Here is a 12,515-nt window from a genome sequence, read left to right on the forward strand (position 1 = left end):
CGCGCTACCAAGCTGCGCCATACCCCGTGTCAAACCTGGATCAGCTTACCGCGTCGGATCGCCCGGGTGAAATCGGGTTCTCACCGGCGATCACTGATAGGACACGAACCACGGCGCCGGGCGCACCGCCATAGTCTGCTGCGGCGAGAACGTCGGCTGGTCTTCGGTGTAGAAGTTCTTCCAACCCATGTGAATGCCGGGCTGCAAGCCGGTGGTAAGCCGATTCCACGTCGACATCTTGACCGGTGGCGTGCCATGCCCGTCGGCGTGGATCATCACCGCCAATTCCGGATTGCTCGTGTTGATCTGGTCGCGATTGGCCAGCATGTCCGAGTCAAACTGGTGCAGCACAAACAGCTTCTGCGGCAGGTGGTTGTCGCGGACGAGCGCGGCCAGCCAATCCGAGACTTGGTTGACCTCCGCCGCCGCCACGGAGCCGATCTGCGTCAGATGCACTTGATTGGGCTTGAGCCGCCACTCTGAATCGAGGGCGAGCCCGACATGCGGGTACTTGAGCAGTTCGGTGTAGATCTTGGCCTGACTGAGGAAGTCCGAGCGACCCGGCTGCAGGTCCAGTGTGACGTAGACGCCAGCCTTCCCCGCCTCGATCACCCACGGCAGGATCGCGCTGGGATCGATCACGTTGGTGTACTTGTTCCCGATGCCCGGCGACGCCGACGCCACCGTCACGATAATCTCGAACGCTCCGATCACCTTCTCCTTGCTGAACGGCTGATAGCTCGCCGCCAGTCGTTGAGCGCGGGCGATCGACTGCGAAAGGTTTTGCCGGCCCAATGGGCCCAGCGCCGGCGAACCCGGCGATCCGTACAGCGCGACCATCCGCCGACCGGGGAACACCGTGTAGCCCCCACCGGGCAGCTCCGGTAGCGTGCGCGCCGCATCGATGCGAGAGGTGAGCAGTTTCGGCGTACCGAACTGCCCGCCGATGCCGATCACCCGGGCACCCGGGTGTCGCTTGACGAAATCGATGGCGTCGCCGCTGGCCCGCAGATCATTGCTGCTGACGACGATTCCGGTCGCACCGGCAGCGGACGCGGTCGCTACGGCGGCGGCGCTTCCCGGGCCCCCGGAGATCAGGACGAGCGTTGGTTCGGCGATGGCGGCCGACGCCGGGCCGGCGCGCCCCGCTAGGCCTGCGACCGCGATGCCGACGTCGGGGATCGTGGCCGGGTCGACCGCTTCGGCGGTGCCCGCACCGAGGCGGGCCAGTTCGCGTTTAACCGGGTCGATCGATGTCGGGCCCACGTCCAAGAGTGGGACACGGCGCTTCACCGCTGCTTCCGCACTGCGCGCGACCACCTCGGGCGGCGCATCGTCGCGAATCAGGACCACCGACCGCGACGTCGGGAACATCGCGCGACTCGTGATGATCGCGTCCGGTTCGTTCGGATTGCCCAACACGCTCGAGTGCTGCTGCACGTCCCCCAGATCCGTCCCTCGCGCCGGCGAATCGCCAACCAGCACCCACGCTGCGACGAGCATCGCGACGACACCCGACACACCGCCCGCAAGCAGCAGGTGTCGTCGATCAGTCAACGTTGGCCACACAGCGCGATCAGACTCCCGGGGTGTCAGTCGTCGCCGTCGGCGTCTGCGTACGACTCGTCGAACGAAACACGGGGGGTGCTGACCGCGTGGTAGACCGCCCAGGCCGCATACCCGAGCGCAGCGATGCCAAATCCCGCGGCGAGGACGGCGGCGATAACCTTCGCCGTGGTCGCGGTGAAGCCGTCCAGCGGTGCGAGTGTCACCGCCAGCCCCAAGGACAGGGCGAGGCCGAGCAGTGAGAATGCTGCGGCCCGAACCTTTGGACCCACCACCGACACATAGAACAACCGGCGATAGATCGCGGTTTCAAACTCTTCAACGGCCGCCAGTCGAACGGCGTCGTCGCCCGCGGCGTCGCGCAGGTCGCGCGATAGCGACGCATCGCGGGCCAATGCGGTGGACTCACGCCGTCGGTACGCGACGAAGGCCACGAGGGCGAGCGTCACCGCCACCAGCAGCACCGGCAATCCACCCGAGAAAAGATTTGCTTCCTTCACGAGTGATCACGGTACCGCAGGCGGGTTCACCCGCCCGCGGCCGATCGAGATGCGGCTCACACCGTGGCGGTCACGGTATGCGCGATGTTGCCTTTCGTCGCCTTCGAATACGGGCAGAAGCCGTGTGCGGCCTGGGCGATTTCATCAGCCTTCGCCTGGTTCATTCCCGGTAGCGAAACGGCGATGTCGGCGACCAGCCCGAATCCGTTGTCCACGAGATCTTTACCGATCCCGGCGGTCACCGTGACCGTCGCGTCGTCAGGAATGGCGACGCCTGCATTCTTGGCGACCAGGCGCAGCGCGCCCAGAAAACAGGCCGCATATCCGGCCGAGAACAGCTCTTCGGGGTTCGCGCCCCTTCCGCTTCCGCCGAGCTCGACTGGCGGCTGCAGATCCAGCTTGACCCGCCCGGGCCCGGACTCAACGTGGCCGTCCCGGCCACCGCCGGTGGCGGTCGACGATACGCGGTAAGCAACCTCAACACTCATTCTTCATTCCTCCATTTTTTAGTGGGCCCATCTGCCGCGAACCGGCGTGTCGATCACGCTCTGCCACCGTCGGATCGCAGCAATTTGCCGGCGCGCAGCGCGCGCGGCGCCGGCAGCCACCTGCCGACTGCGGGTCGCAGCGTGCACAGGGCCGCCAGCATCAGCGCACCGAACTGGATCCAGCCCACGATCACCATCGACGGTGCGTTGTCGGCGAACCGCAGTAGGTCCATTCCAGTGGGGATGCAGACCAGATTGATCAGCACCGCCGCCAGAAAGATGCTTCGGCTGTTGCGACTGTGGTGGACCGACACCCCCCGCAGCAGTAGGAACTGCACGACGAGGAGCGCGACGATCGCCATCAGCATGACCGGCGGAAGCAGGTGTGCGAGTCCGTGGAATCCGTCGGCCGGCATCGATGGGGGATTTGCCGCCTTGGTCGCCTTGGCTGCGGCTTCGGCGATGGCCCGTTCCATGTCGGTGCGGAGGCGCTCCTGCAGCGAACCAGAGATCGACCCCAGGTTGATCAGTAGAAACACCGCCGAGGCAAGGCCTGCAGCGGCCGCAATCCACCAGCACACCCACGCGTCGCGAACGAGGGCCGCCGGCGGCGGCCCGGCCGGCTCGTCACGGGTCGGGTACGCGACATGGGACTCGGCCGAGGTGCGGGTCAGTTCCGCCATATCCATCTCGTCCAGCTCAGCTTGGCTGGGGATCGGATCGCGATCATCGTCGTGGGGAACTGTCATGCCTTCGATACTGCCACCGACCGCGTCCATAGGGATGACGACGGACTATCCTTAGCCACATGGACGCCTCCATCCCGATTGTCGGCCGTGTACGCGGCGCGGCGGCGGGAACACTGTGCGCTGGGGCCGCTCTGCCCGCCCACAGCCTCGGCGGCGGCGAACTGCCCTCGTCGGGGACCCTGATCGTGCTGGCCGCATTCGGCGCGACCATCGGGGCAGTCGTCGCCCGATCATCGGGGCGACTTCCCGGGCTCATCGCTGCGTTGTGGGTCGGCCAGCTCGTCGGACACCTCCTCCTCGGTGCGATGGCGGGCCACGGCACCCCTTGGTCGACCGCCATGCTGGCCAGCCATACCGTCGCCGCCGTCGTCGTCGGTGTGTGTCTGTGGTTCGGCGAGCACCTCGTCGCGCTGCTCGCCTCCTCGGTCCGGCGATGGCTGGTCCGCACGTCGCCGCACGCTCCTGCCGAACAGCGAATCACACCACGGATCTGGTCCGACAGTGCCGACCATCCCCAGTTCCTCATCGGATCGCGTGCGCCCACCCGGGGTCCCCCGGTCGCTCTCGCCCGCTAGTCCAAATCCGTAGACTCCCTAGTCGGCCGCTCCTGTATGGGAGCGGCTCGCTGCCACACCCTTCACCCCACTGAAAGCGAGTTCGTCATGTCGATCACCACCACCCGCCCGAGCCGTCGACGTCGCGTCGCCACCGCATTGTTCGCCGCCGTCGCCACCGCGGGCCTCCTCGCCGGCTGCGGCGACAAGGCCTCGGAGTCCGCCCCGCTGACCGTCACCGACCAGTGGGTCAAGGCCGCACCCTCGGGGATGACCGCGGCGTTCGGGACACTGACCAATAAGGGCTCCGCCCCCGTGCACATCGTGTCGGCCTCGTCGCCGGCGGCCGGGCGCACCGAGATCCATGAGGTTGTGCCGGTCAACGGTGCGATGCAGATGCGACAGAAGCCGGGCGGGCTGGTCATTCCGGCGGGCGGTTCGCTGACCCTCAAGCCCGGCGGCGACCACATCATGCTGTTCGACCTCCCGGCCGCGATCACCGCGGGCCAAGAAGTGAAGGTCACGCTGGTGCTGGCTGACAAGTCCACCGTCGAGTTCACCGCGCAGGCCCGCGACTTCCCCGGGGCGAATGAAAAATACGGCCACTGACGTGCCCGATTCACCCTCTGCTCGACTGTCGCTGAGCCGGCGGCGTCTCCTCACCGGGAGCGCCGCCGTGCTCGGCGCGGCCGGTATCGGTGCCGCCGCGGCGACCGCGGCAACCCGGTCGGAGGCAACGGCACCGACGGTCCCCTTCTTCGGCCCACACCAGGCCGGGATCACCACGCCGCCGCAAGCCCACGCCCACTACATCGCCCTGGACCTTCGGCCCGGCGCCGGGGCCGATGAGGCGGTCGCACTGCTCAAACTATGGACCACCGACGGTGCGCGCCTGACCGCCGGTACGTCCGCACTGGCCGATACCGAACCCGAACTGGCCCAGGCCCCGGCGCGATTGACGATGACGGTCGGATTCGGCCCCACCTTCTTCGACCGGGTCGGACAGTCCGGGCGGCGCCCGCCATCGGTGAGGCAACTGCCGCACTTCCAGATCGACCGCCTCGAGGAGCGCTGGACCGGCGGTGACCTGCTACTCCGCGTCGCCAGTGATGATCCGGTGACGGCCGCGCACGCGGTGCGCGTCCTGCTCAAGAATGTCCGCACACTCGCCACCATTCGCTGGACCCAGCGCGGATTCCGGAATGCGGTCGGCACGCACGCGCCGGGCCAGACGATGAGGAATCTGATGGGCAACCTCGACGGCACCGTTAACCCCACCCCGGGGGCCGACGTCGACGGTGTCGTGTGGGCCGACGGCAGCGGCCAGCAGTGGTTCGCCGGTGGCACGACCATGGTGGTGCGCCGGATCGCGATGCTGCTCGACACCTGGGACGAGCTCGACCCGGATGCGCGGGACTTGACGATGGGCCGCCGTCAGGACAGTGGCGCCCCGCTGACCGGGACGCTCGAGCACGACGTGCCGGACTTCACGCGCACACGCGACGGCATCCCGATCATCCCGGCCAATTCGCACATAGCGCGCGCCCACGCCCGCACGCCGGCCGAACGATTTCTGCGGCAGGCCTACAACTACGACGACCCACCACCAGCGGGTACGACGACGAACGCCGGCCTGATCTTCGTGACCTACCAGCGCGACATCGATACCCAGTTCCTCCCGGTGCAGCGCCGCCTGGCGCAGGCCGATGCGCTCAACACGTGGACGAGGCCGATCGGCTCGGCGGTCTTCGCGATCCCGCCGGGGGTACACGACGGCCAGTTCCTCGGCCAGGGGCTATTCGAGTAGCAGGAGCCCGGTCAGCCGCGAGTGATGCGGAGTATCCGTCCGGCGGTCGCCTGCCACATCGTCCCATCCGGCCCGATGGTGCCGGTCAGCTCCAACGGCTCGTCAAGCGGGGCCACTCCCACCGGAACCGTCACCGCCCGGCGGCCGGTGCGGAAGTCCGAGCCGATGAGGTATACCGGACCGAGCTGTTGCGGCCCCGGCCCCAGCGGTCCATATCCAAGCGCATAGACCAGGCCGTCGCCACGCGCCAGCCGGGGCAGCGTCGCGATTCGATCGTTGTTCTCCCATACCCGACGACATCCCGCAGCAGTGACGTCGACCCGCGTCGAGCCGCCGGAGAACACCGCCGACGGCGGCCGGGCCGGGCCGGTTTGTGCCTGTGGCGGGTATTGGTAGCCATAGGTGCTCGGGATGACGAGGGCATTGCCAAGGGCAAGGATCGAGTTCTCTGTGCCCGGGCCGCTGCGTCCGAAGGCAGGCATCCGGCAGATCAAGCCGCCGTCGTCGCTGCGGTAGACCAGCAGGTGCGGGACCCGGTCGGCGTTGTCAACGATGGCCACCCATCGGTCTCCGTCCGGCCCGAAGTAGGTCGGCGTGGTGCCCGATCCCCAGGTCAGCTGCCCCGGTTTGCGGGCCGACCCACGATCGTAGGCCCGACGCCAACGCGGGTACGGCCGACCATCGGGCCCGGCGACCATTTCGTACAGCGCATGGGTGGTCAATACTGATACCCCCGTGGGCCGCACCGACAACCCGTTGCCGAGTTGCTCGCCGCGCGGCAGTCGCATCGACGCGATGCGGGGCTTCCCCTGCACCGTCGACACTGTGCCGACGACCCCGTTGGTGCTGACGAACCAGATACGGCCTGCAAAGTCTGGGGCGAGCCCGGTGATGGCGTCGCCGGCTGCCAGGTGGCCCGCGAGCGAGATCCGCTGGTCGACGAAGAGTCGCGGCGCCCGAATCCCGCCACGGTGGCCCACGCGCACGATGGCTCCCGAACCGTCGGCAACGACGACTCGACCCGCCGCGTCGAGGTATCCGTAGACACCGCCGAGTACCCCGCCCTTGCTCAGCGGCAGTCGGGCCAGCACCGCCGCGGTGCGCGGGTGGAGCAGTGTCACCGTCGGGACCGCGACACCGCCAGGGCCGACGAACTGGGTGCACAGTGACAGTGGGATGCCGTCCCAGCCGAGGAAGGTCGTCGCACACGCCCCACCCGGCACCGTCGATGCGGCCAGTCGTGCCCGGCGACCGGGGCCCCGATACGGCGTCGAGTCGGTCGACGCCAAGTCGCCGTGCATCAGTGAGGTACCGGCCGGCCCGACATCAACTCCGATCGCCGCCGGGGAATTCGGCTGGGGCGCGGCAGCGGCGTCGGTGCTCGGTGCTAGCAGACCGCTCGCACCGAGAAGTGCGACCGCACCGGCCGCCAATAAGATCCGCATGGTGCCAGTTGTTCGATCAGTCTGCGAACGCCGACATCAGATAGCTCGTCGCCGGGATCAGGTTGGGCACCTTGGCCACCGCATGGGTGATTCCGGTACCGGGCAGCAGGGGCGGCGTGCCGTCGTTCAGCAGCGACACCGCCACCCCCTTTCCGCGCCACTCGTCGTAGAGGCGTCGGGCGGCACTGTAGGGCACGAGGTCGTCGGCGGGTGCCGCTTCGATGAGGACCGGCGCCTTGGGTCGGCCGTTGCCGACTCGCTGGGCCGCAAGGGTCTTCTGCAATTCGGGGGTGCGCGCGATGAGCTGGCCCAGCGATTCGCCGCTCTGCGTCCACAGGTTGCTCCGCCGTGCGCCGTAGGCGAAGCCGGTGTCGGTGATGCACTGGTTGGCCACGGCGGCCAGCATAGTCGTGCCGGCCGCGTTCAGGTCGCGGTGGAAGGCTGCGCGCGCGTTGGGGTAGCGCACATTCAGACCGTTGATCAGGTAGCCGATCGTGCCCGCGTCGTGCGTCCCGTCGACCTGGTTGATCGCGGCGATGACATCGACGAGCGGAGCGCCCGCGTGCACCGCCCGGACGTCGAGTTCGGGTGCGTAGTCAGGTGCGATCTCTGCGGCTGCGGCGGCCGCGCCCCCACCCTGCCCGTACCCGGAGAACCCGACCGGCGCAGTGCCGGGCGCATCGGCGAGTTTGAGGGCCGCCCGCGCCGCGTCGATCATCGCGTACCCCTGCTCCGCACGGTTGAGGTAGGTGGCGACGCCGGGGGTACCCATGCCGACGTAGTCGGGCACCGCCACGCGCACGCCGTTGTTGAGCAGAAGAAGCATTTCGGGGATGACGAAGTTCAATGCCAGGCTACCCTTGCTCGGATCGAAAGCGGCGGGCGTACCCATCAGCTTCGATGGCGCGCACTGGTCGCCCTGACCGACGGTGCCCGGCCCGATGACCACGGTGGGACGCGGCCCGCCCCTGGTCCACGCGCCCAGCGGTTCGACGACGGTTCCGGTCGCGGCCACCGGATCCTTATCGGTGTAGCTCGTCATGTACATGATGCGCGTCGCCCGCCCGGGCAGCATCAGGGGCATCGATTGCGTGCGGACGAGGACGCCCGGCTGCGCCGCGGCCGGCCCCACCTTGTCCGGCGGCGTGTAGAAGTCCGCCGCGTCAGCGCGCGGCGCACCGCCGATCACTCCACCGACGGCGACCAGCGCAGCGATGATCGGCACCGCCATACGGAAAGGGCGACGCCGAAACCCGACACAACAGTGACGCATGAGGCCAAAGTAAACTGTGGTGCGCGGCGGCTTCCAGTGTCGTAGCGCTTTCGCAACCCGCTGTTGCCAGACTGCAACGATGCGCGGGGTCCGCGCGTTATCAGCGCGGGATCACCCGTCGCCGGACTTACTCTTTCCCGAATTGCCGCAGCTCAATCCTCATCGGCCGTATCCGCCGCGTCGTTACGCTCCCGGGCGATCTCCAAGGCGCGCTGCGCTGTCGCCTCGTCGGGATAAGGCCCCATCCGGTCCATGACACTGCCGTGCTTGCCCCGGGTCACGGTGCCGGTCGAGATCTCGTAGTACCACTGCTCGTCGTCGCTCATGGTTGTGAGCCTAATGGCCCAGCGCCTGAGAAGCCCGTGAACCCACACCGTTTCGGCAACGCGACACCAATCGGCGCGGCACTGCCGAAACCGCGACGCAGATGGGCCGCTAGACCAGGAGTTCGGCGATCTGAATGGTGTTGAGCGCCGCGCCCTTGCGCAGATTGTCGCCGGAGACGAACAAGGCCAGACCTTTGCCGCCGGGGACTCCCGGGTCAGTCCGGATCCGGCCCACCAGCGAGACGTCCTTGCCGGCCGCAGCGAGCGGCGTCGGCACGTCAACCAGTTCAACGCCGGCAGCGGCGCCGAGGATCGCGCGGGCCTGCACGGGGCTCAGCGGCCGGTCGAATTCGGCATTGATCGACAGCGAGTGCCCGGTGAAGACCGGCACGCGCACGCAGGTACCACTGACCAAGAGGTCGGGCAGGCCCAAGATCTTGCGCGACTCGTTACGCAGCTTCTGATCCTCGTCGGTCTCCTCAGACCCGTCGTCGACGATCGACCCGGCCAGCGGGATGACGTTGAACGCAATCGGCGCGACATACTTCACCGGCGCCGGGAACAGCAACGCTGAACCGTCATGCACGAGTTGCTCCGCATCCCCCGCGGTCGCGCGAATCTGCGACGCCAGTTCGTCGACGCCGGCCAGCCCGCTGCCGGATACCGCCTGGTAGGACGAAATGATCAACCGGCGCAGCCCCGCCGCCTCGTGCAACGGCTTGAGCACCGGCATTGCGGCCATCGTCGTGCAGTTCGGGTTCGCGATGATGCCCTTGGGCGGATTCTTCGCGAGCTCCCCGTTGACCTCGGCGACCACCAGCGGGACGTCGGGATCCTTGCGCCACGCCGACGAGTTGTCGATGACGGTGACACCGGCCGCGGCGAACCGCGGCGCCTGCTCGCGCGACATCGTCGCGCCCGCGGAGAACAGTGCGATATCCAACCCGCTCGGGTCGGCGGTGGCCGAATCCTCGATGACTATCTCGCCGCCGGCCCACGGCAGCTTCTTGCCCGCCGAGCGCGGCGACGCGAAGAAGCGCACCTCGTCGGCCGGAAACCCGCGCTGCGCGAGGAGTGTCCGCATGACAGCGCCGACCTGCCCGGTCGCGCCGACCACACCGATCCTGGCACCCATCGCTACCGCCCTGTTCCCGCGTAGACGACGGCTTCCTCGTCGGTGCCGAGGTCGAATGCATCGTGCAGGACGCGCACCGCCTCGTCAAGATCGGTATCACGGCACAGCACCGAGATCCGGATCTCCGACGTGGAGATCAGCTCGATGTTGATCCCCGCCGTCGCCAGGGCCTCGCAGAACGTGGCCGTGACACCGGGATGCGACCGCATACCGGCACCGACGAGCGACACCTTGCCGATGTGGTCGTCGTAGAGCACCTCGGAAAACCCGATCTCCTCGCGCAGCCCGTTCAGCTTCTCCACGGCTACCGGGCCCAGCTCGCGCGGCAAAGTGAAGGTGATGTCGGTCTTCCCGGTCTCCACCTTGGAAATGTTTTGCAGCACCATGTCGATATCGATCTCGGCGTCGGCGACCGCGCGGAACACCATTCCGGCCGACCCGGGCGTGTCGTCAAGGCCCACGACGGTGACCTTGGCCTCGCTGCGGTCGTGCGCAACGCCGGTGAGAATCGCTTCTTCCACGGGAATGTCCTCCATCGATCCGGTCACCATTGTGCCGGGCTTGTTCGAGTACGACGAGCGCACATGAACGGGAACGTTGTAGCGCCGCGCGTATTCCACACAGCGCAGCATGAGCACCTTCGCCCCGGTGGCCGCCAACTCGAGCATCTCCTCGAAGGAAACGGTGTCGAGGCGGCGGGCGTTGGGCACGATGCGCGGGTCTGCGGTGTAAACGCCGTCGACGTCGGTGTAGATCTCGCAGACATCGGCGCCCAGCGCCGCAGCGAGTGCGACGGCTGTCGTGTCCGAACCGCCGCGGCCAAGGGTGGTGACGTCCTTGGTGTCCTGGGCGACGCCTTGGAAGCCCGCGACAAGGACAACCTTTCCCTCATCGAGCGCAGCACGCACGCGACCCGGGGTCACGTCGATGATCTTCGCCTTGCCGTGGCTGCTCGTCGTGATCACGCCCGCCTGCGACCCGGTGAACGACTGTGCCCGGGCGCCCAGCGAAGCAATCGCCATGGCGACCAGCGCATTGGAGATTCGCTCGCCCGAGGTGAGCAACATGTCCATCTCGCGCGGCGGGGGTGCCGGGTTGACCTGCTGGGCCAGATCCAGCAGCTCGTCGGTGGTGTCGCCCATCGCCGACACGACCACGACGACGTCGTCGCCGCGCTTTCGCGTCTCCACGATGCGCTCGGCGACCCGGCGGATGCGCTCGGCCGTTGCGACCGACGATCCACCATACTTTTGCACTACGAGCGCCACCGGAAGTTGCCTCTCTTCACCTGGGATGTTGCCGACGGCCAAGTCTACCGGGGCGATGGTGGACGCCCCGCACACCCACCTTGCCGATACGATCGCCGACGTGCCCACCTCTGCACCCGACGACGCCCTAGACCTCGACGAGGACGAGGACGAGCGGCGCGCGCGGCGGCGCCCCGCACCGCGCGACCTCGTCGATGATTGGGCCGTGCCGATCCTGGCTTTTTGGGCGGTCCGCCTCGTCGGTGTCGCGGTGCTGGCCCGATTCGCAGATCTACGGGGCACGTCACTACCGGCCGCGCTGCAGCTGTGGGACGGAAAATGGATGTTGGCGATCGCGCAATACGGGTACGGCGCGGTCCCGGCGACGCACACCGATGCGTATGGCGTCCACACCCCCGACACCGCATTGGCATTCTTTCCCGGTTACCCCTATCTGGTTGCGGCGATCGCCAAGCTACCCGGCCTCAACACCTATGGGGCCGCGATCCTCGTCACCGTCGCGACCGGCGCCCTGGCGGCGGTCGCGACGGCACGGATCGGGCGTTGGTGCGCACGCGCGATGATGGGGTGTGACGTCGACGATGCGCGGGCGCGGACTGCGGGACTGGTGCTGCTGGTGCTGTTTGCGGCCGCACCGATGGGAGTCGTGCTATCGATGGCCTATACCGAAGCCCTGTTCTGCGCGACAGTCGCCTGGTCGCTGGTAGGAGTCCTGGAGAAGCGCTGGCTGCTTGCGGGGCTCGCCGCAATGGCTGCGGGGCTGATCCGGCCCACCGGTGTCGTGCTCATCGCCGTGGTCGTGGTGGCCGCATTCGTCGCCGCCGCCGGCATACTCCACCGCAAGCCCGAAGGCCGGCGCCCGGAACGGGGCACCTGGCGTGCGTGGGCCGCGATTCTCATCGCCCCGCTCGGGTACCTCGGCTATCTGGGTTTCGTCTGGCGACGCACCGGCTCGCCACTGGGCTGGTTCGACATCCAGACCGCAGGGTGGGGCACCGAATTCGATTGGGGCAGAGAAACTTTTCGGTTCGTAAACCAAACCCTCACCAGTTCCGCCGAGGTCGCGCCGGTCGCCACCGCACTGGTCATTCTCGCAACCCTCGCGCTGATCGGCATCAACATCGTTGCCCGCACACCGTGGCCGATCGTCGCGTACGGCACCCTCGTCACGGTGACGATCTTGGCATCGAGCGGGCTGATGATGAGCCGGGCCCGCCTCCTCCTTCCCGCCTTCGTGCTGCTCGTCCCGATCGCGAACCTGCTCGCCCGCCAGCGCCCGGCGGTGCGCAACGCCGTGCTCGCCGGCGTGGTGGCCGTCAGTTCGTGGTTCGGCGCCCACATGCTGACCGTCTATCCGCACGCGATGTAGCCGCGGTGGGCACAGTCGGCGGTCCGGCGACGACC

At 68.0% G+C, this 12,515-nt stretch carries 13 protein-coding genes; 4 read left to right on the forward strand and 9 right to left on the reverse strand.

Features of this window, described 5'->3' with window-relative positions:
- Window positions 1-90: 90 nt before the first annotated feature.
- The 4 genes from B4M62_RS13820 to B4M62_RS13835 all read right to left on the reverse strand — a co-directional run bounded on the left by B4M62_RS13820 (window position 91) and on the right by B4M62_RS13835 (window position 3,303).
- On the reverse strand, window positions 91-1,503 hold the full coding sequence (locus tag B4M62_RS13820) for a hypothetical protein (RefSeq protein WP_414651854.1): 1,413 nt from the start codon (window positions 1,501-1,503) through the stop codon (window positions 91-93).
- Between the two features lie 89 nt (window positions 1,504-1,592).
- A complete protein-coding gene (locus B4M62_RS13825; RefSeq protein ID WP_290714063.1) occupies window positions 1,593-2,066 on the reverse strand; it encodes a hypothetical protein in 474 nt (157 codons plus the stop codon).
- A 56-nt stretch (window positions 2,067-2,122) separates the two neighbouring features.
- Entirely contained in the window at window positions 2,123-2,554 is a 432-nt protein-coding gene (locus B4M62_RS13830) for an organic hydroperoxide resistance protein (RefSeq protein ID WP_290714065.1), read from the reverse strand.
- 53 nt (window positions 2,555-2,607) lie between these two features.
- Window positions 2,608-3,303 carry a hypothetical protein gene (locus B4M62_RS13835; protein WP_290714067.1) on the reverse strand — a complete coding sequence of 232 codons (696 nt, stop codon included), beginning with the start codon at window positions 3,301-3,303 and terminating at the stop codon, window positions 2,608-2,610.
- 59 nt (window positions 3,304-3,362) lie between these two features.
- On the opposite strand from B4M62_RS13835, the gene B4M62_RS13840 reads away from it, so the two are divergent.
- The 3 genes from B4M62_RS13840 to B4M62_RS13850 all read left to right on the forward strand — a co-directional run bounded on the left by B4M62_RS13840 (window position 3,363) and on the right by B4M62_RS13850 (window position 5,664).
- Window positions 3,363-3,878 (forward strand): hypothetical protein, encoded by a 516-nt coding sequence (locus B4M62_RS13840; RefSeq protein ID WP_290714069.1) that lies wholly within the window; start codon window positions 3,363-3,365, stop codon window positions 3,876-3,878.
- Window positions 3,879-3,965: 87 nt separating this feature from the next.
- The gene (locus B4M62_RS13845) at window positions 3,966-4,466 is read left to right on the forward strand and encodes a copper chaperone PCu(A)C (protein WP_290714071.1); all 501 of its coding nucleotides are present in this window, start codon (window positions 3,966-3,968) and stop codon (window positions 4,464-4,466) included.
- Window positions 4,447-5,664: a Dyp-type peroxidase gene (locus B4M62_RS13850; protein WP_414651851.1), complete on the forward strand. Its 1,218-nt coding sequence runs from the start codon at window positions 4,447-4,449 to the stop codon at window positions 5,662-5,664. The genes B4M62_RS13845 and B4M62_RS13850 overlap by 20 nt, the downstream gene beginning before the upstream one ends.
- An 11-nt stretch (window positions 5,665-5,675) precedes the next feature.
- Here the strand turns inward: B4M62_RS13850 and B4M62_RS13855 are convergent, their stop codons facing one another.
- The 5 genes from B4M62_RS13855 to B4M62_RS13875 form a co-directional block, all read right to left on the reverse strand.
- Window positions 5,676-7,109 carry a hypothetical protein gene (locus tag B4M62_RS13855; protein WP_290714075.1) on the reverse strand — a complete coding sequence of 478 codons (1,434 nt, stop codon included), beginning with the start codon at window positions 7,107-7,109 and terminating at the stop codon, window positions 5,676-5,678.
- 16 nt (window positions 7,110-7,125) lie between these two features.
- Window positions 7,126-8,382 (reverse strand): lipase family protein, encoded by a 1,257-nt coding sequence (locus tag B4M62_RS13860; protein WP_414651852.1) that lies wholly within the window; start codon window positions 8,380-8,382, stop codon window positions 7,126-7,128.
- A gap of 152 nt (window positions 8,383-8,534) precedes the next feature.
- The gene (locus B4M62_RS13865) at window positions 8,535-8,708 is read right to left on the reverse strand and encodes a hypothetical protein (protein WP_290714079.1); all 174 of its coding nucleotides are present in this window, start codon (window positions 8,706-8,708) and stop codon (window positions 8,535-8,537) included.
- A gap of 109 nt (window positions 8,709-8,817) precedes the next feature.
- Window positions 8,818-9,843 carry an aspartate-semialdehyde dehydrogenase gene (locus B4M62_RS13870; RefSeq protein ID WP_290714081.1) on the reverse strand — a complete coding sequence of 342 codons (1,026 nt, stop codon included), beginning with the start codon at window positions 9,841-9,843 and terminating at the stop codon, window positions 8,818-8,820.
- A gap of 2 nt (window positions 9,844-9,845) precedes the next feature.
- Window positions 9,846-11,111 (reverse strand): aspartate kinase, encoded by a 1,266-nt coding sequence (locus B4M62_RS13875; RefSeq protein ID WP_290714083.1) that lies wholly within the window; start codon window positions 11,109-11,111, stop codon window positions 9,846-9,848.
- Between the two features lie 100 nt (window positions 11,112-11,211).
- Here B4M62_RS13875 and B4M62_RS13880 point away from each other — a divergent pair, with 100 nt between their 5' ends.
- Complete coding sequence (locus B4M62_RS13880; RefSeq protein WP_290714086.1) at window positions 11,212-12,480, forward strand: hypothetical protein; 1,269 nt, start codon at window positions 11,212-11,214, stop codon at window positions 12,478-12,480.
- Window positions 12,481-12,515: the final 35 nt, after the last annotated feature.

The sequence above is a fragment of the Gordonia sp. UBA5067 genome, from assembly GCF_002414845.1.
Taxonomy (GTDB): Bacteria; Actinomycetota; Actinomycetes; order Mycobacteriales; family Mycobacteriaceae; genus Gordonia; species Gordonia defluvii.

Bases quoted from the DNA above. Each gene is read 5' to 3' on its own strand.
- B4M62_RS13870 (WP_290714081.1), bottom strand. From the start codon at position 9,843: ATGGGTGCCAGGATCGGTGTGGTCGGCGCGACCGGGCAGGTCGGCGCT.
- B4M62_RS13850 (WP_414651851.1), top strand. From the start codon at position 4,447: ATGAAAAATACGGCCACTGACGTGCCCGATTCACCCTCTGCTCGACTG.
- B4M62_RS13820 (WP_414651854.1), bottom strand. From the start codon at position 1,503: ATGCTCGTCGCAGCGTGGGTGCTGGTTGGCGATTCGCCGGCGCGAGGG.
- B4M62_RS13845 (WP_290714071.1), top strand. From the start codon at position 3,966: ATGTCGATCACCACCACCCGCCCGAGCCGTCGACGTCGCGTCGCCACC.
- B4M62_RS13830 (WP_290714065.1), bottom strand. From the start codon at position 2,554: ATGAGTGTTGAGGTTGCTTACCGCGTATCGTCGACCGCCACCGGCGGT.
- B4M62_RS13860 (WP_414651852.1), bottom strand. From the start codon at position 8,382: ATGCGTCACTGTTGTGTCGGGTTTCGGCGTCGCCCTTTCCGTATGGCG.
- B4M62_RS13840 (WP_290714069.1), top strand. From the start codon at position 3,363: ATGGACGCCTCCATCCCGATTGTCGGCCGTGTACGCGGCGCGGCGGCG.
- B4M62_RS13865 (WP_290714079.1), bottom strand. From the start codon at position 8,708: ATGAGCGACGACGAGCAGTGGTACTACGAGATCTCGACCGGCACCGTG.
- B4M62_RS13835 (WP_290714067.1), bottom strand. From the start codon at position 3,303: ATGACAGTTCCCCACGACGATGATCGCGATCCGATCCCCAGCCAAGCT.
- B4M62_RS13855 (WP_290714075.1), bottom strand. From the start codon at position 7,109: ATGCGGATCTTATTGGCGGCCGGTGCGGTCGCACTTCTCGGTGCGAGC.